This window comes from Cupriavidus sp. WGlv3 (assembly GCF_023952475.1).
GTDB classification, from domain to species: Bacteria; Pseudomonadota; Gammaproteobacteria; order Burkholderiales; family Burkholderiaceae; genus Cupriavidus; species Cupriavidus phytorum.
Genome location: NZ_JALHRX010000001.1, coordinates 1 through 17331, shown reverse-complemented (window position 1 = coordinate 17331; position 17331 = coordinate 1). Strand labels below are relative to the sequence as shown.

At 68.3% G+C, this 17331-nt stretch carries 16 protein-coding genes; 12 read left to right on the top strand and 4 right to left on the bottom strand.

The window, feature by feature from the left end; genetic code table 11:
- Positions 1-8 precede the first annotated feature (8 nt).
- From boxB to MKD38_RS00070, 3 genes are all read right to left on the bottom strand, one after another.
- Positions 9-1433, bottom strand: a complete 1425-nt coding sequence (boxB, locus tag MKD38_RS00080; protein WP_252674139.1) for a benzoyl-CoA 2,3-epoxidase subunit BoxB — start codon at positions 1431-1433, stop codon at positions 9-11.
- Positions 1434-1465: 32 nt separating this feature from the next.
- On the bottom strand, positions 1466-3163 hold the full coding sequence (gene boxC, locus MKD38_RS00075; RefSeq protein WP_252674138.1) for a 2,3-epoxybenzoyl-CoA dihydrolase: 1698 nt from the start codon (positions 3161-3163) through the stop codon (positions 1466-1468).
- A gap of 114 nt (positions 3164-3277) precedes the next feature.
- The gene (locus MKD38_RS00070; protein WP_252674137.1) at positions 3278-4225 is read right to left on the bottom strand and encodes a helix-turn-helix transcriptional regulator; all 948 of its coding nucleotides are present in this window, start codon (positions 4223-4225) and stop codon (positions 3278-3280) included.
- Positions 4226-4511: 286 nt separating this feature from the next.
- On the opposite strand from MKD38_RS00070, the gene MKD38_RS00065 reads away from it, so the two are divergent.
- The 7 genes from MKD38_RS00065 (at position 4512) to MKD38_RS00035 (ending at position 11848) form a co-directional block, all read left to right on the top strand.
- Positions 4512-6125 carry a benzoate-CoA ligase family protein gene (locus MKD38_RS00065; RefSeq protein WP_252674136.1) on the top strand — a complete coding sequence of 538 codons (1614 nt, stop codon included), beginning with the start codon at positions 4512-4514 and terminating at the stop codon, positions 6123-6125.
- A gap of 13 nt (positions 6126-6138) precedes the next feature.
- Positions 6139-6969 carry an alpha/beta fold hydrolase gene (locus MKD38_RS00060; RefSeq protein WP_252674135.1) on the top strand — a complete coding sequence of 277 codons (831 nt, stop codon included), beginning with the start codon at positions 6139-6141 and terminating at the stop codon, positions 6967-6969.
- Positions 6970-7090: 121 nt separating this feature from the next.
- A complete protein-coding gene (locus MKD38_RS00055) occupies positions 7091-8296 on the top strand; it encodes an ABC transporter substrate-binding protein (protein WP_252674134.1) in 1206 nt (401 codons plus the stop codon).
- A gap of 100 nt (positions 8297-8396) precedes the next feature.
- Positions 8397-9263, top strand: coding sequence for a branched-chain amino acid ABC transporter permease (locus MKD38_RS00050; protein ID WP_025582061.1), 867 nt, complete (start codon positions 8397-8399; stop codon positions 9261-9263).
- A gap of 1 nt (position 9264) precedes the next feature.
- Positions 9265-10344, top strand: coding sequence for a branched-chain amino acid ABC transporter permease (locus MKD38_RS00045; RefSeq protein ID WP_252674133.1), 1080 nt, complete (start codon positions 9265-9267; stop codon positions 10342-10344).
- Positions 10341-11111, top strand: a complete 771-nt coding sequence (locus tag MKD38_RS00040) for an ABC transporter ATP-binding protein (RefSeq protein ID WP_252674132.1) — start codon at positions 10341-10343, stop codon at positions 11109-11111. Before MKD38_RS00045 ends, MKD38_RS00040 begins: the two co-directional genes overlap by 4 nt.
- On the top strand, positions 11108-11848 hold the full coding sequence (locus MKD38_RS00035; RefSeq protein WP_252674131.1) for an ABC transporter ATP-binding protein: 741 nt from the start codon (positions 11108-11110) through the stop codon (positions 11846-11848). The genes MKD38_RS00040 and MKD38_RS00035 overlap by 4 nt, the downstream gene beginning before the upstream one ends.
- 179 nt (positions 11849-12027) lie before the next feature.
- On the opposite strand, the gene MKD38_RS00030 is transcribed toward MKD38_RS00035, so the two are convergent.
- Positions 12028-12171, bottom strand: a complete 144-nt coding sequence (locus tag MKD38_RS00030) for a hypothetical protein (protein WP_252674130.1) — start codon at positions 12169-12171, stop codon at positions 12028-12030.
- On the opposite strand from MKD38_RS00030, the gene MKD38_RS00025 reads away from it, so the two are divergent.
- The 5 genes from MKD38_RS00025 (at position 12170) to MKD38_RS00005 (ending at position 17177) form a co-directional block, all read left to right on the top strand.
- A complete protein-coding gene (locus MKD38_RS00025; protein WP_252674129.1) occupies positions 12170-14068 on the top strand; it encodes a potassium transporter Kup in 1899 nt (632 codons plus the stop codon). The two genes, MKD38_RS00030 and MKD38_RS00025, sit on opposite strands and share 2 nt — an antisense overlap.
- 456 nt (positions 14069-14524) lie before the next feature.
- The gene (locus MKD38_RS00020; RefSeq protein ID WP_252674128.1) at positions 14525-14926 is read left to right on the top strand and encodes a hypothetical protein; all 402 of its coding nucleotides are present in this window, start codon (positions 14525-14527) and stop codon (positions 14924-14926) included.
- Positions 14927-15049: 123 nt separating this feature from the next.
- Positions 15050-16129 carry an alpha/beta fold hydrolase gene (locus MKD38_RS00015; protein WP_252674127.1) on the top strand — a complete coding sequence of 360 codons (1080 nt, stop codon included), beginning with the start codon at positions 15050-15052 and terminating at the stop codon, positions 16127-16129.
- 172 nt (positions 16130-16301) lie between these two features.
- Complete coding sequence (locus MKD38_RS00010; RefSeq protein WP_026163953.1) at positions 16302-16742, top strand: Hsp20/alpha crystallin family protein; 441 nt, start codon at positions 16302-16304, stop codon at positions 16740-16742.
- A gap of 15 nt (positions 16743-16757) precedes the next feature.
- The gene (locus MKD38_RS00005; RefSeq protein ID WP_252674126.1) at positions 16758-17177 is read left to right on the top strand and encodes an Hsp20/alpha crystallin family protein; all 420 of its coding nucleotides are present in this window, start codon (positions 16758-16760) and stop codon (positions 17175-17177) included.
- The last annotated feature ends 154 nt before the right edge of the window (positions 17178-17331 follow it).

Here is a 17331-nt window from a genome sequence, read left to right as displayed (position 1 = left end):
GTCGGGTTTCAGTTGAAGCGCACGTATTCGAAATCCATTGGCTGGCGGTTGATGCCCACCGCCGGTGGGGCGATCCAGTTCGCATACTTGCCAGGCTCGATGACGCGGCCCATCAGCGAGGCGACGAAGGCGCGGTCTTCGTCGGTTGCCAGCCAGTCGCGTTCGTGAGCCTTCCATTCGGCTGGCGATATCAGCCTGCCGTCCGGCGAGACATGGACGTTGGCCAGCGTGCCGATCTTGCGGTTGAAGGCCTTGTGCGGCACGGTCAGCCGGAACGGGATGCCGGCCTTCTCGATGACCTTGTTCCAGCGCGCCACGCCGCCCATGCTGTCCTTGATGTAGTCGTCGCGCAGCACTTCGTTGAGCGCGTTGAGCATCGGCACCTCGCGCTCGCCGAGGCGGCCGTCGCGCACTTCCGGCACGCGGTAGACATCGTTCTTGAGCACATGGTCGTCGGCGCGCTTGCCTTCCTCGAAGCGTCCCTTCAGGCCCGCGCTGTAGAAGGTGGCGGCGTTCGACGACTGGTCGGCGCCGAACAGGTCGATGGTGACGCTGTAGTGGAAGTTCAGGTAGCGCTGGATGGTCGGCAGGTCGATCACGCCGGCGGCGCGTATTTCGGCCGGGTCTTCGATGCCGCGCTCGCGCATGACCTCGCAGGTGCGCTGGATCACGCGCGATACGCCGGATTCGCCGACGAACATGTGGTGCGCTTCCTCGGTCAGCATAAAGCGCGTGGTGCGCGCCAGCGGATCGAAGCCGGACTCGGCCAGCGCGCACAGCTGGAACTTGCCGTCGCGGTCGGTGAAGTACGTGAACATGAAGAACGACAGCCAGTCCGGCGTGCGTTCGTTGAAGGCGCCGAGGATGCGCGGGTTGTCCTGGTCGCCCGAGCGGCGCTCCAGCAGCGCCTCGGCTTCCTCGCGGCCGTCGCGGCCGAAATAGCGGTGCAGCAGGTACACCATCGCCCACAGGTGGCGGCCTTCTTCAACGTTGACCTGGAACAGGTTGCGCAGATCGTACAGGCTGGGCGCGGTCAGGCCGAGGTGGCGCTGCTGCTCGACCGAGGCGGGCTCGGTGTCACCCTGGGTCACGATGATGCGGCGCAGGTTGGCGCGATGCTCGCCCGGCACCTCCTGCCACGCGGCCTCGCCCTTGTGCTCGCCGAAGTGGATGCGGCGCTCGGGATCGGCCGGCTGCAGGAAGATGCCCCAACGATAGTCGGGCATCCTGACGTGGTCGAAATGCGCCCAGCCGGAGGGATCGATCGACACCGCGGTGCGCAGGTACACCTCGAAGTCGTGCGAGCCATCGGGTCCCATGTCGCGCCACCAGTCGAGAAAGGCCGGCTGCCAGTGCTCCAGCGCGCGCTGCAGCGCGCGGTCGTCGGACAGGTTGACGTTGTTGGGGATCTTCTGGCTGTAGTCGATGCTCACGGGCGGTCTCCTGTGTGGTCCTGGCGGGCGCGCTAGACGCGGTCCCAGTCGAAGCGGGCCTTGTTGCCGCTGCCGAAGACCTTCAGCGCGCCGTTCTCGCCGACGGCGTTGGGGCGCTGGAAGATCCAGTTCTGCCAGGCGGTGAGCCGGCCGAAGATGCGGGTCTCCATGGTCTCGGCGCCGCCGAAGCGCAGGTTGGCTTCCATGCCGGTGAGCGCATCCGGCGACAGGCTGGCGCGCTCTTCCAGCGCGATGCGGATCTCGTCTTCCCAGTCGATATCGTCCGGCGCCGCGGTGATCAGGCCGAGCGAATCGGCGCTGAGCGCATCCAGCGGCGCGCCGATATGGTCGCGCACCGGGCCCAGCGCGGCCTCGTCGCCGTAGAAGCGCGCAGCCAGCCGGGTCTGGCCGTTGGGCATGGGGTAGTGGCCGAAATTGAGCGGCGAGACGAACACGCGGGGCGCGTCGTCGGGGGCGTCGGGCAGGTGCAGCATGTAGCTGCGGTCGGCGGCCAGCGCCAGTTCCAGCAGCGTGCCGGCAAAGCAGGAATCGGGCTCGATCAGCGCGATCAGGCTGCGCGACGACACGTCCAGCCGCGCCAGCGTGCGGCGCAGCATGCCCAGCGTCTCGCGCACGAACCAGTGGCCGGCGTGCGCCTGCAGCAGGGCATCGGCCGCCATCACCGCGGCCGGGTCGCCATCGGTCTTCAGCACCCAGATGCCGATGTCGAGATGGTTGGTGCGCAGCGTCAGGATGGCGTCGTCGAGTTCGCGCGCCATCTTCAGCGGCCACCATTGCGCGCCCGCCGCGACCACGCCGGCCAGGTCGGCGGGCTGGTGCTTGTCGGGGCCGAACACGGTCAGCGTGGCCTTGCGCGCGTTGGCATCGACATGCACGCGCACGGTCTCGTAGCGATAGCCGTCCGGCTCCACGGCGCGCGATAGCGGCGTCAGGGTGATGCCGTGGTGGCCTTGCGGACGGTCGCTGGTGGCGGCCAGCGCCGCGGCGCGCTCGGCCACGTATTCGGCGAAGCGCGCCGGCTTGACCACTTCGTCGACCAGCTTCCAGTCCCTGGCGCGCTGGCCGCGCACGCCTTCGGTGGTGGTGCAGAAGATGTCGGCGTGGTCGCGACGCACATGGCGCTTGTCGGTTACGCGGGTGAGGCCACCGGTGCCGGGCAGCACCCCCAGCAGCGGCACCTCGGGCAGGCTCACCGCGGACGAGCGGTCGTCGACCAGCACGATCTCGTCGCACGCAAGCGCCAGCTCGTAGCCGCCGCCGGCGGTGGTGCCGTTGCAGGCGGCGATGAACTTCAGCCCCGAGTGCCGGCTGGCGTCCTCGATGGCATTGCGGGTCTCGTTGGTGAACTTGCAGAAGTTGACCTTCCACGCATGCGACGACTGCCCCAGCATGAAGATATTGGCGCCCGAGCAGAAGATGCGCTCGCGCGCGCTGGTGAGCACCACGGTGCGGACCTCCGGGTGCTCGAAGCGGATGCGCTGCAGCGCGTCGTGCAGTTCGATGTCGACGCCGAGGTCGTAGGAATTGAGCTTGAGCGCATAGCCCGGACGCAAGCCGCCTTCCTCATCGACATCCAGCGCCAGCGTGGCGATGGGGCCGTTGAAGCTCAGCTTCCAGTGGCGGTACTGGTCGGGATGGCGCTCGAACGTGACCGGCGCGGGCGCGTCTGCCTGGACGGGGTGGTGCGGGGCGATTGCCGGCGTGGACATGGCTGTCTCCAGAGTGCACTATCGTGCCTTGCGGCTTTTGATGAAATATAGTGCATGGATACGGCCGGTGCAACGTCTTTGTCGGCGCGCTCCGGGGCGCGCGCTGGGGCGGGCTCAGGCGCCCGCGGCCTGCAGCTGGGCGCGCAGTTGCTGCAGCGAGGTCGCGGCGTCCTGGCCGCTGGTGTCGATCGACAGGTCGGCCCGGTCATACAGCGGCGCGCGCGCTTCGAGGATGCGGCGCAGGTCGGCCATGGCCTCGCGGTTGCCTTCCATCGGCCGCATGTCGCCCTGGGCCACCACGCGCGCCATGTGTTCTTCGGGCGAGGTGCGCACCCAGATGGTGTAGCACTGCGCCAGCAGCAGGTTGAAGGTGGCCGGTTCCGACACCAGGCTGCCGGGGGTGGCCAGCACCATGCGGTCGTGTTCGCGCAGGGTCCGCTCCAGCGCGCGCATTTCGTAGCGGCGATAGGCGGCCTGGCCGTACAGCGAGTGGATCTCGGACAGGCTGGCGCCCGCTTCCTGCTCGATCACGGTATTCAGTTCGACGAAGGGCACGTCGCGCACTGCGGCGAGCGCGCGCCCGAGCGTCGACTTGCCGGCGCCGCGCAGGCCGATCAGCGCGATGCGGCGGTGGCGCGCATCGCCGGACGGCTCCGGCGCCAGCGCATGGCGGCAGGCTTCGCGCACGCGCGCGAGGTCGCCGGCGGGCAGTTGTGCCAGCCACTGGACCATCTGCGCGAACTCGGACGCCTGCTGGCCGTTGAGGGTGTCCACCTCGGCCAGCACCACCGGCAGCGGCACATCGAGCGCGCGCGCCACCTGCCGCAGCAGCAGCACCGAGGCATTGCCGGTGCCGGTTTCCAGGTTGGCCAGATAGCGTTCGGACACGGCCGCGCCGCGCGCCAGGTCCTTGCGCGACATGCCGCGCGAGGCGCGCAGCGAACGGATGCGTTCGCCCAGCCGGGTCAGGTAGGGGTCGCGTTCGGCGTTGGCAGCGGGCGCGGCAGGGGTGTCGGCCTCGGCGGCGCTGGCGGCGGGCAGCGGTGCGGAATCGCGGCGCATGGTGTCGGTCGGGGTTGGTGCGGCCAAAGGAAGGCGCGGGCAAAAGCAGGGGCGCATTATACGTTCAGCGGGGTCGCCCCAAGTGGTGCCGCAGGCGGCTGCCAGCGCGAACCCTGTCCTATAGTGCATTCCCTTGGTTGCATAATAGTTGATGTGAAATAAAATGCATCAACAAGCGGATCCCGGCTGCGACCCGGCCGGTCCCGACAACAGCGACTGGCCTGGCGCCGTCGCGCGCCTGCCGCGCCGCGGCGGCCCGCGCTGCGCGAGACCAAGGAGTGCAGACATGACGCCCCCCAACCCTGCCGCGGCCTCCGACGGCACCGCCAGTGCCGCAGCGGCGCTGCCGTCACGCTATAACGCCGCCGACGACCTGCTGTCGCGCAACCTCGCGGCCGGCCGCGGCGGCAAGACTGCTTATCGCGACGACACCACCGCGCTGACCTACGCCGAACTCGACGACCGGGCCCGCCGCTTCGCCGGCGCGCTGCGCGCGGCCGGCTTGCGCCAGGAAGAGCGCTTGTTGCTGTGCGCGCTGGATACGGTCGATTTTCCGGTGGTGTTCCTCGGCTGCCTGCTGGCGGGCGTGGTGCCGGTGGCGGTCAATACCTTGCTGACCGCCGACGACTACGCCTACATGCTTGAACACAGCGGCGCGCGCGCGGTGGTGGTGTCCGAGCCGCTGCTGCCGGTGATGCAGGCCGCGATCGACAAGAGCGGGCTGTCGCCGACCGTGATCCAGGCCGCGCCGCACGCCGGCGCCGCGCCATCCTGCAGTGTCGGCGCGATGCTGGCGCGCACGCGCACACCGGTGCCGACTGCCAGCACCGGGCCCGACGACATGGCGTTCTGGCTGTACTCGTCCGGCTCGACCGGCCGGCCCAAGGGCACCGTGCATACCCACGCCAACCTGTTCCATACCGCCGACCTCTATGCACGGCAAGTGCTGGGCATCCGCGAGGACGACGTGGTGTTCTCCGCGGCCAAGCTGTTCTTTGCCTACGGGCTGGGCAACGCGTTGACCTTCCCGATGTCGGTCGGCGCCACCACCGTGCTGATGGCCGAACGGCCCACGCCCGCGGCCGTGTTCAAACGGCTGTGCGAGCACAAGCCGACGGTGTTCTGCGGCGTGCCGACGCTGTTCGCCGGCATGCTGGCCGCGCCCGAGCTGCCGCCGCGCGCGCAGGTGGCCCTGCGCGTATGCACCTCGGCCGGCGAGGCGCTGCCGCGCGATATCGGCGAACGCTTCCTGGCGCATTTCGGCTGCGACATCCTCGACGGCATCGGCTCCACCGAGATGCTGCACATCTTCCTGTCGAACCGGCCGGGGGCGGTGCGCTACGGCACCACCGGCGTGCCGGTCCCCGGCTACGAAATCAGGCTGCTCGACGAGCAGGGCCAGCCCTGCGCCGCGGGCGAGATCGGCGAGCTCTACATCAAGGGCCCGAGCGCCGCGCTGATGTACTGGTGCAATCGCGACAAGAGCCGCGAGACCTTTGTCGGCGCCTGGACCCGCAGCGGCGACAAGTACCTGCGCGATGCGGACGGCTATTACACCTACGCCGGCCGCAGCGACGACATGCTCAAGGTCGGCGGCATCTACGTCTCGCCGTTCGAGGTCGAGGCCGCGCTGGCGCAGCATCCGGCCGTGCTGGAAGCGGCGGTGATCGGCGTGACCGATGCCGACGAACTGGTCAAGCCCAAGGCCTTCGTGGTGCTGCGCCCCGGCCAGCAATGGCACGACGGCATGGCGGCGGAACTGCAGGCCTTTATCAAGTCGCGCCTGGCGCCGTACAAATACCCGCGCCTGATCGAATGCGTGCCGGAGCTGCCCAAGACCGCGACCGGCAAGATACAGCGCTTCCGCCTGCGCCAGCGCGAGCAGGCCGCGCGCGGCTGAACTTCCTTAACCGATGCAACCAATGTCCATGCCCGGCAGCCTGGTCGAGATCCCGTTCGACAACCGCCGTATCCAGATCGAGTACCAGTGGCTGCGCCCGGAGCGCGCGCAGCGCCCGCTGGTGGTGTTCCTGCACGAGGGCCTCGGCTCGGTCAGCATGTGGCGCGACTTTCCACTGGACTTCTGCGAGGCCGGCAATTACCGCGGGCTGGTGTTTTCCCGCTACGGCTACGGTCGCTCCTCGCCGCGGCCGCACGACGAGAAGTGGCGCCCCGATTTCATGCACCGGCAGGCGCGCGAGGCGCTGCCCGCGCTGTTCGATGCCCTGGAGATCGGGCCCGGACGCGCGCACGGCACGCCCTGGCTGCTCGGCCACAGCGACGGCGGCTCGATCGCGCTGATCCACGCTGCCAGCTTTCCGCGTGCAGTGGCGGGCATCACCGTGCTGGCGCCGCATATCGTGGTCGAAGACCTGTCGGTGCAAAGCATCGCGGCGACGCGCCAGGCCTACCTCGAAACCGACCTGCGCGAGCGGCTGGCACGCCACCATGCCGATGTCGATTCCGCGTTCTGGGGCTGGAACGATATCTGGCTTGACCCGGAATTCCGCCGCTGGGACCTGCGGCCGCTGCTGTCCGGCATCCAATGCCCGGTGCTGGCGGTGCAGGGCGAGGACGACGAGTACGGCACCATGGCGCAGATCGAGGGTATCCATCGATATGCCCCCCAGACCACCTTGCTTAAACTCGCGCGATGCGGACATTCGCCCCATCGCGACCAAAAAGATCCGTTGACGCTGGCTGCGGTTCAGCATATAAACGCATATACTTCAAACCTAAAATAATTCGGCTTCCCGCCGATTGCGCAGGGGTTCGCGGTGCCAGATGCGCCGGCGGCACCGTGGCAAGGGCAGGGTGACCGGCAACGGTCCAGCGAGCCAACCGGCTTGACCACCAGGAGACACCATGCGTCGCTTCCCATCGCGCAGGCTTGCGCCTGCCTGCCTTGCCGTCGCCACCGTCTTTGCCATGGCCGGCGCTTCCGCGCAGACCGCGGCCCCCGCGGCCGGCGCCCCCGCCGGCGGCAAGATCAAGGTCGGCTTCATGCTGCCGTACACCGGCACCTATGCCGCGCTGGGCAACGCCATCGAGAACGGCTTCCGCATGTACGTGCAGCAGCAGGGCGGCAAGCTGGGCGGACGCGAGATCGAGTACTTCAAGGTCGATGACGAGTCCGATCCGGCCAAGGCGCCGGAGAACGCCACCAAGCTGGTCAAGCGCGACCAGGTCGACGTGGTGGTCGGCACGGTGCATTCCGGCGTGCAGATGGGCATCGTCAAGGTGGCCAAGGAAAACAACACGCTGCTGATCATTCCCAACGCCGGCGTCGACGAGGCCACCGGGCCGCTGTGCGGGCCCAACATTTTCCGCACCTCGTTCTCGAATTGGCAGCCGGGCTATGCGATGGGCCAGGTGCTGGGCGAGCGCGGCCTGAAGAAGGTGGTGACGCTGACCTGGAAATACGCCGCCGGCGAGCAGTCGGTCAAGGGCTTCAAGGAAGCGTTCGAGGCCAAGGGCGGCAAGGTGGTGAAGGAGCTTAGCCTGCCGTTCCCCAATGTCGAATTCCAGGCGCTGATCACCGAAGTGGCCTCGCTCAAGCCCGATGCCGTGTTCGTGTTCTTTGCCGGCGGCGGCGCGGTCAAGTTCGTCAAGGACTGGGCCGCGGCGGGGCTGAAGGACAAGATCCCGCTGTATGGCTCGGGCTTCCTGACCGACGGCACGCTCGAGGCGCAGGGCAACGCCGCGCAGGGGCTGGAGACCACGCTGCACTATGCCGACGGCCTGACCAATGCGCGCGACAAGAACTTCCGGCTGGACTACGCCAAGGCCTTCAAGCTGCAGCCCGATGTCTATGCGGTGCAGGGCTATGACGCGGCACAGTTGCTCGCGGCCGGTGCCACCGCGGTCAAGGGGGACATGACGCGCAAGGCCGACCTGTACAAGGCCATGGGCGCGGCCAGGATCGACAGCCCGCGCGGCACCTTCACGCTGTCCAAGGCGCACAACCCGGTGCAGGACTTCTACCTGCGCAAGGTGGACGGGCGCGAGAACAAGGTCAGTTCCGTGGCGGTGAAGGCGCTGGCCGATCCGGCGCGCGGCTGCCGGCTGTAAGCGCTTTAACACCCGCGTGTTTTCTCCCCTCTCCCGCTCGCGGGAGAGGAGAGCTTGCCACCAGCGTGCGTGGCTATCGGTTCCTTGATGTATTGCCCGCATGGACATCGTCTCCTTCCTCATCCAATGCCTGAACAGCGTCCAGTACGGCCTGCTGCTGTTCCTGGTCGCCAGCGGCCTGACGCTGATCTTCGGCATCATGGGCGTGATCAACCTGGCGCACGGCAGCTTCTACATGCTGGGCGCCTACCTGGCCTTCACGCTGGCCGGCCTGACCGGCAACCTGTTCATCGCCATTCCGCTCGGCATCGTGCTGGCGGTGGCGTTCGGCTATGTGCTGGAGTGGGCCTTCTTCAGCTACCTGTACGAGCGCGACCACCTGCAGCAAGTGCTGATGACCTATGGCCTGATCCTGGTGTTCGAGGAGCTGCGCAGCATCCTGGTCGGCGACGACGTGCACGGCGTGCAGGTGCCGGCGCTGCTCGACGGCGCGCTGCCGATCGGCAACGACATGACGTATCCGGTGTACCGGCTGTTCATCTCCGCCATCTGCCTGGTAGTGGCGCTGGCGATGTACTACGTGATCCGGCGCACGCGGCTGGGCATGATGATCCGCGCCGGCGCCACCAACCGCGAGATGGTGCAGTCGCTCGGCATCAATATCACCGTGCTCTACCGCTTTGTCTTCGCGCTCGGCGTGGCGCTGGCGGTGCTGGCCGGCATGATCGCCGCGCCGGTGTCGTCGGTCTATCCCGGCATGGGGGCGCAGGTGCTGATCGTCTGTTTCGTGGTGGTGGTGATCGGCGGCATCGGCTCGGTCAAGGGCGCACTGGTGGCGTCGCTGTTGCTGGGCTTTGTCGATACCTTCGGCAAGGTGTTCTGGCAGGAGGCAGCCGGCGTGCTGATCTACCTGCTGATGGCGGTGATCCTGCTGTGGAAGCCGCAGGGGCTGTTCAAGGCGGGATGACATGAATCCGACGACATTGCCGACGCGCCGGCGCGCTGCGCGCAACGCCACGCTCGCCACCGCGCTGGGCTGGGTGGTGGCCTTCGCGGTGCTGGCCGGGCTGCCGCTGCTGCTGACCGCGGACAGCCACAAGTTCTATATCGAGCTGCTCAGCAAGGTGATGATCATGGCGATCTTCGCGCTGTCGCTGCAGTTGCTGATCGGCTACACCGGGCTGGTCAGCCTGGGCCACGCCGCCTACTTCGCCATGGCCGCCTATGCCACCGCCATGCTGGCGCCGCAGAGCGGGCCCGGCAACGGCTGGGTGCTGCTGGCCGGCGCGCTGGCGGCATCGGCCGCGCTGGCGCTGGTGGTGGGAGCACTGGTGCTGCGCACGCGCGGCGTGTATTTCATCATGGTGACGCTGGCGTTCGCGCAGATGGTGTACTTCGTGTTCCACGACACCAAGGTCGCGGGCGGCAGCGACGGCACCTATATCTACTTCCGCCCGGAATTCCCCGTGCCCGGCGAGCACCTGCTGACGGTGAACGACCCCATGCATTTCTACTGGCTGGTGTGGCTGGGGCTGGTGGCGACGGTCGCGGTGCTGATGCTGGTGCTGCGCTCGCGCTTCGGCCACGCGCTGGTCGGCATCCGCCACAACGAGCAGCGCATGCGCGCGGCCGGCTATGCCACCTACCGCTACCAGCTTAGCGCCTTTGTCGCGGGCGGGCTGCTGGCAGGGCTGGCCGGGTTTCTCTATGCGATCCAGTTCGGCTTCGTCAATCCGGAGATCGCGTCGTGGCACCAGTCGGGCAACGCCATGCTGATGGTGATCCTGGGCGGCGTCGGCAGCCTCGCCGGCGCGGTGCTGGGCGCGTTCTCGTTCGTGCTGCTGGCCGAGTGGTTCAGTACGCTGACCAAGCACTGGCAGCTGCTGATGGGCGGCTTCATCATTGTCGCGGTGGCGCTGCTGCCGCGCGGGCTGGTCAGCCTGCCGTCGGTGCTGCGGCACGGGCGCCGGCGCCGCCGCAATGGCGATGCCGGCTCCGGCACCGACGAAGCCGCGGCGGAGCCGCGCAGCCATACGGAGGCCGCATGAACGCGCCCGCCACCCCCATCCTCGAGGCGCAGCAGCTGACCCGGCGCTTCGGCGGCCTGACCGCCGTGGCGGGGGTCGACCTGACGCTGGCGCTGCATGAGATCCACGCCGTGATCGGCACCAATGGCGCCGGCAAGTCGACCCTGATCAATATGCTGTCCGGCGAACTGCCGCCTTCCTCGGGCCGGCTGCGCCTGAAGGGCGAGGACGTGACCGGCTGGTCGCAGCCGCGGCTGGCGCGCCATGGAGTGGGGCGCAGCTACCAGCGCAACAACATCTTCCTGCCGCTGACGGTGCGCGAGAACTGCCGGCTGGCGGCGCAGTCGCGCGCCCAGCGCGCCTGGCGGCTGTGGGAAAGCGCCCAGGGCTGCCGCACCGCCGCGACGCTGGCCGACGAGGCCATGGAGCGGGCCGGGCTGGAGCACCTGGCTGACCGGCGCGCCAGCGACCTTGCGCACGGGCAGAAGCGCCAGCTGGAGGTGGCGATGTGCCTGGCCACGCAGCCGGTCGCGCTGCTGCTGGACGAGCCGCTGGCCGGCATGGGCGCGGAAGAATCGGCCCGGATGCTGGCACTGCTGCGCGGCCTGCGCGAAGGCCACGCCATCCTGCTGGTGGAGCACGACATGGACGCGGTGTTCTCGGTTGCCGACCGCATCACCGTGATGGTCAACGGCGCCGTGATCGCCACCGGCAGCCCCGAGGCGATCCGCACCAACCACGAAGTCCAGGTCGCCTACCTGGGCGAGGAAGAGGACGAGGCCGCATGAACCAGCAGAACCCCGCGGCGGCCCCCGCCACGCCGATGATCGAGGCCACCGGCATCAACGCCTGGTATGGCTCCAGCCATGTGCTGCGCGACATCGACTTCACCGTCGGCGCGGGCGAGACGGTCGGGCTGCTGGGGCGCAATGGCATGGGCAAGAGCACGCTGTTGCGCACGCTGCTGGGCCATGTGCGCCAGCGCCAGGGCCGCATCCTGGTGGCCGGCCGCGAGGTCTCGCGCGCGCAGCCGTTCGAGGTGGCACGCCTCGGCGTGGCCTACGTGCCGGAGGGGCGCGGCATCTTCCCGAGCCTGTCGGTGCGCGAGAATCTGCTGATGGCGGCGCGCAAGGGCTGCCACGGCCGCAACGACTGGGACGAGGCGCGCGTGCTCGATCTGTTCCCGCGCCTGAAGGAACGCCTGTCCCATGGGGGCCAGCAGCTGTCCGGCGGCGAGCAGCAGATGCTGTCGATCGGCCGCGCGCTGATGACCAATCCGGACTGCCTGGTGCTGGACGAGGCCACCGAAGGACTGGCGCCGCGCATCGTGCGCGAGATCTGGGCGGTGATCGCCACGGTGCGCAGCACCGGCATCGCGTCGGTGGTGGTCGACCGCAATTTCCGTTCGGTGCTGGCCCATGCCGACCGTGCCGTGGTGCTGGAAAAGGGCCGGGTGGTGTTGTCCGGTCCCGCCTCGGACCTGGCCGGCAAGCCGGAAGCGCTGGACCGCTATCTCGGCGTCTGAGCCGACTGCGGGTGACGTGTAGTTCACTATTGTTGTCCTGCCGCAACGGCACTTGCGGGCGCAAGGTGTCGCTGTTTTGCTCCGGCGGGGCTTGACCATCCGCCACTTCCCTCCCATTCTTGCGAAGTCACGAAAGCGGCATCCCTTATTGCCGCAGTGGTCGATAGTCGACAGTTCAACTAGAATTGCGCGCGTTTGTGCAATGCAATAAGAACCGCAACCAGCACCGGCCCCGCGCGCAGCAAACTGTTGCGCCGGATCGGACCGGCCGCGGCAGAGCCAACAAACCTGCCGGCGCTCCGGTCGAGCAGACCCAACTTCATGACCCAATCCACAACCAGCCACTATTTTGTCGAGAGCCCCAGCACGCGCGCGCTGGTGCTCGGCGCGGTAGGCGTCGTCTTCGGCGACATCGGCACCAGCCCGCTCTACGCCCTCAAGGAATGCTTCAGCAAGGAGCACGGCATTGCCTTCAGCACGGACGCCGTGCTGGGCGTGATCTCCATGCTGTTCTGGGCCATGATCATCGTGGTCTCGATCAAGTACGTGGTGTTCGTGATGCGGGCCGACAACGACGGCGAGGGTGGCGTGCTGGCGTTGATGGCGCTGGTGCTGCGCACCGTGGCGCCGCGCTCCGGCAAGGCCAAAGTGCTGATGATGCTGGGTATCTTCGGCGCCTGCATGTTCTACGGCGACGCGGTGATCACGCCGGCGATCTCGGTGCTGTCGGCGGTGGAAGGGCTGGAGATCGCCGCGCCGCAGTTGTCGCAATTCGTGATACCGATCACGCTGGTGATCCTGGCCGCGCTGTTTCTGATCCAGCGCCACGGCACCGCGGCGGTGGGCAAGCTGTTCGGACCGGTGATGTTGGCGTGGTTCCTCGCGCTGGGCGCATTGGGCGTCTACAACCTGGTGCAGGCGCCGGAGATCCTGAAGGCAGTGAATCCCTACTACGGCATCACCTTCCTGGTCGAGCACTCGCTGCAGGCGTTCATCGTGCTCGGCTCGGTGTTCCTGGTGCTGACCGGGGCCGAGGCCTTGTATGTCGACATGGGCCACTTCGGCGCGCGCCCCATCCGCATCGGCTGGTTCATCCTGGTGATGCCGTGCCTGATGCTGAACTACTTTGGTCAGGGCGCGATGCTGCTGAACAATCCGGCCGGCGCCGAGAACCCGTTCTACCTGATGGTGCCGGAGCTGTTGCTGATCCCGATGGTGCTGCTGGCCACCTGCGCCACCGTGATCGCCTCGCAGGCGGTGATCTCGGGCGCGTACTCGCTGACCAGCCAGGCGATCCAGCTGGGCTTCCTGCCGCGCATGCGCGTGCGCTACACCTCGGCGGCCGAGATCGGCCAGATCTACCTGCCGGTGGTCAACTGGATGCTGCTGGCGCTGGTGTTCGGCGTGGTGATCTCGTTCAAGAAGTCGGAGAACCTGGCGGCGGCCTATGGCATCGCGGTGACCACCACCATGGTCATCACCACCATCCTGGCGACGGTGTGCATGCGCAACGTCTGGAAATGGAACCCGGCGCTGGTCGCGGTGCTGGGCGCGGCCTTCCTGGTGGTCGACCTGTCATTCTTCGCGGCCAACCTGCTCAAGGTCGCCGAGGGCGGCTGGTTCCCGCTGCTGCTTGGCAGCAGCGCGTTCTTCCTGCTGATGACGTGGTACAGCGGGCGCAAGCTGCTGCGCGCGCGCAGCCTGGAAGACGGCATCCCGCTCGAGCCGTTCATCGCCGGCCTGCTGGCGCACCCGCCGCACCGGGTCGAGGGCACCGCGGTGTTCCTGACCGGCAACACCGACTCGGTGCCGGTCTCGCTGCTGCACAACCTCAAGCACAACCGCGTGCTGCACGAGCGCGTGGTGTTCCTGAACTTCATCACGCGCGACGTCCCGTACGTCGACGACGACCATCGCCTGAGCTGCAAGGACCTGGGCGGCGGCGTGTTCATCCTCAAGTCCGAATATGGCTTCAAGGAAACGCCGGACGTGCAGAAGGTGCTGGACCTGGCCGATCGCAAGCTGGACATGCATTTCGAGCTGATGGAGACCTCGTTCTTCATTGCCCGCGAATCGGTGATCCCGTCCAAGTTGCCGGGCATGCCGATGTGGCGCGAAAGCCTGTTCGCGTGGATGCACCAGAACGGCGCCAAGCCGTCGGACTTCTTCCAGATCCCGGCCAACCGGGTCGTCGAACTGGGCACCAAGGTCGAGATCTGAGCGCGCGCGGGCCGCGCCCGCCGCCCGCTCCGCCAGCCCCCGGGCCTGCGCCGCCAGGCGCCCCGGGGGCTTTTCTTTTGGCCGCGCTTTGACCCCACGACGCCGCGGCGGGGCACAGGTCCCGGAAAACGGCCATGCGGCAGCCCGATCCGGGACCGTGGCCTCATGCGGCGAGCCGGTCCGCGTCCGACAATGCTCCCCTAGCTTGTCTCAGCCCCGCGCCTGGCGGCAGTTCCCTCATCGGCGCGGCGGCCTCCAGACTGCCCCAGCACCCCCCCGGAAACCCGGAGTCCGGCGCCACGCCGCTGCCCTGATGGGATGGCAGCCGGCCGGCGCCAGGCCATGGCTTGCACGGCACGGGCGATCCCGTGCAGCCGCGCCGTTTTGTCGTCGTTCGCCCGCATGACGGATCCGCCGCGGCAGACCTGCCGACGGCTACCGCAGTTGGAGATTGCAATGCACAGGAATCTTGCCCACGCCCTCGTTGCCGCTGCCGCACTCGCCGCCGGCTTGAGCCAGCCGGCCCGTGCCGGTGCCTATGGCGAAGCGCTGGCCGCCGCCATGCCGCGCCACGCCGCCCAGCGCGATGCATTTACCGAGGGCGCGCGCAGTCCGGACGCAGGGAACGTGCTGCTGCCCGTGGTGGCGCGCGGCAACCTTTCCGTGTGCCGGGTGCGCGACTTCGACGTGAGCCACGACGGAATGCGCAAGGCGGATCCCTATACCGACGGCGCGCGCATGGGGCGTTTCGACGTCTTCACCGAGGGCGCGCTTGGCGGGTCGCGCGACTCCTCTCGTGATCCGTATACCGACGGCGCGCGCAGCGATGCGCGCGGTAGCGGGGAATGCCTGTCCTGAACCCGCGGCGGCGCTTTTGCGCCGCCCGTCCTTTGCCTAAGCTAGGGAAGTCACGCGGCGCGCCCGCATGGCGGCCGCGGCCCGCGGCCGCCGGCAGGCAGCTCCTGCCCGCGCGGCCCCGACATGCCGATGTTCAAGCAGCAGATCCGCCTGTGCACCAGCCGCGATGGCGTGCGGCTGGCCTATGCCATCACCGGCAGCGGCGCGCCGCTGGTCAAGGCGGCCAACTGGATGAGCCATCTGGAGTTCGATGTCGGCAGCCCGGTGTGGAGCCACATGATCACGGCGCTGTCCGACACGCATACGCTGATCCGCTATGACGAGCGCGGCTGCGGCCTGTCCGATCGCGACATCGAGGACCTGTCCTTCGATGCCTGGCTGCGCGATCTCGAAACCATCGTCGACGCCACCGGCGTGGACCATTTCCCGCTGCTGGGTATCTCGCAGGGCGCATCGATCGCCGTGGCCTACGCAGTGGCGCATCCGCAGCGGGTCAGCCATCTGGTGCTGCACGGCGGCTACGCGCGCGGGCGCCTGAAGCGCGACCATCTGAGCCAGCGCCTGCTGGAGGAAGCCGAGCTGATGAACAAGCTGGCCGAACTGGGCTGGGGCCAGGAGAACCCCGCCTTCCGCCAGTTCTTCACCACCCAGTTCATCCCGGGCGGCACCGCCGAGCAGCATGCCTGGTTCAACGAACTGGAGCGGGTGTCGACCTCGCCGCTGAATGCCGCGCGCTTCATGCGCGTGTTCAACGACATCGACGTGGTGGCGCTGCTGCCGCGCGTGTCGTGCCCGACGCTGGTGCTACACGCGGTGCGCGACGCGCGCGTGCCGTTCGATGAAGGCCGCCTGATTGCCAGCGAGATTCCCGGCGCGCGCTTCGTGCCGCTGGAAAGCGGCAACCACCTGCTGCTGGAGGACGAGCCGGCGTGGCGCCGCTGGCTCGACGAGGTGCGTGCGTTCCTGCCGTCGGCGCAGCCGGCACGCTCCCCCGCGTTTACCGCGCTCACGCGCCGCGAGCGCGATATCGTCGAACTGATCGCGCAGGGGCGCGACAACGCGCAGATCGCTGCCCACCTGGACCTGTGCGAGAAGACCGTGCGCAACCATATCACCAGCATCTTCGCCAAGCTGGAAGTGGAAAACCGCGGCCAGGCCATTGTGCTGGCGCGCAAGGCCGGCTTCGATCGCGCCGGTGCCTGAGGCGCCGGGCAGCCTGCACCAACCCCTCTTGAAATCCTCCGGCCCGGACACTAATTAAGGATTGCCCAGCCGCTGCAGCAACGCGCTGTGGCTTCCCCGCCAGCCGGCGCACCGGCGGCCGGGAAACAAGGCGTCCGTGCGCCTCCCCGCTGCACAGAAGGAGGATCCAACCATGAGTGACTTCATTTTCGGGACTGACCTGTTCAGTGAATTCGACCGGATGCAACGGCAGATGGCCAGCCTGTTCGGCGGCTTTCCGTCGAGCCTGCGCTCCGGGCGTTTCGGTGCGTTTCCGCCGCTCAATATCGGCACCACCGACGACTCCATCGAGATCGTGGTGTTTGCCCCGGGCCTGAAGGCGGAGCAGTTCGAGGTGTCGGTGGACAAGGGCCTGCTGACCATCAGCGGCGAGCGCGCCGCGACGCAGCCCGAGGGCGACGCCGAGGCGCGGCCCTACGCGCAGGAGCGTTTTGCCGGCAGCTTCCGCCGTGTGATCGAGTTGCCGCAGGCGGCCGATCCCGACAAGGTGCAGGCACGCTATGCCAACGGCTGCCTGTCGATCAGCGTCGGCAAGCGCGAGGCCTCGCGCCCGCGTGCCATCACCGTCAGCTAATGTGAGGAGGTAGCCATGACCGATTCGAATCAAGTCGTCCAGCGCGACCAGGCCGATGCGGCCGGGCAGGGCGGTGCCGTGGCGGAGCGCCGGGATGAGGCGGCCATGACGCTGATTCCCGCCGTCGACATCTTCGAGACCGCCGCCGGCGTCACGCTGTGGGCGGACCTGCCGGGGGTGCCACGCGAGAAGCTGGAGGTCAACGTGCACGACAGCAGCCTGCGCATCGAGGGCGAGGCAGTGCTGCCGATGCCGGCGGGCCTGCGCGTGCAACATGCCGAGGTACGGCAGCCGCGCTATGCGCGCACGTTCACGCTCAGTCCCGATCTCGACGCGTCCGGGATCGAGGCCAACCTGCAGGATGGCGTGCTCAAGCTGACCATCCCGCGCCGCGATGAAGCGCGGCCGCGCCGGATCGAGGTCTCGGTGGGCTAAGCGTGCCCGATGCAAGACGGCGGTGCCATGGCACCGCCGTCTTGCTTTGCACGCGCGGCGGGCTCAGCCCTGGTTGACCAGCACGCGCGCGTCGCTCACGTGCCGGCGGTAGGCTTCGAAGATGCGCCGCAGCGCCGCTTCCATGCCGATCTCC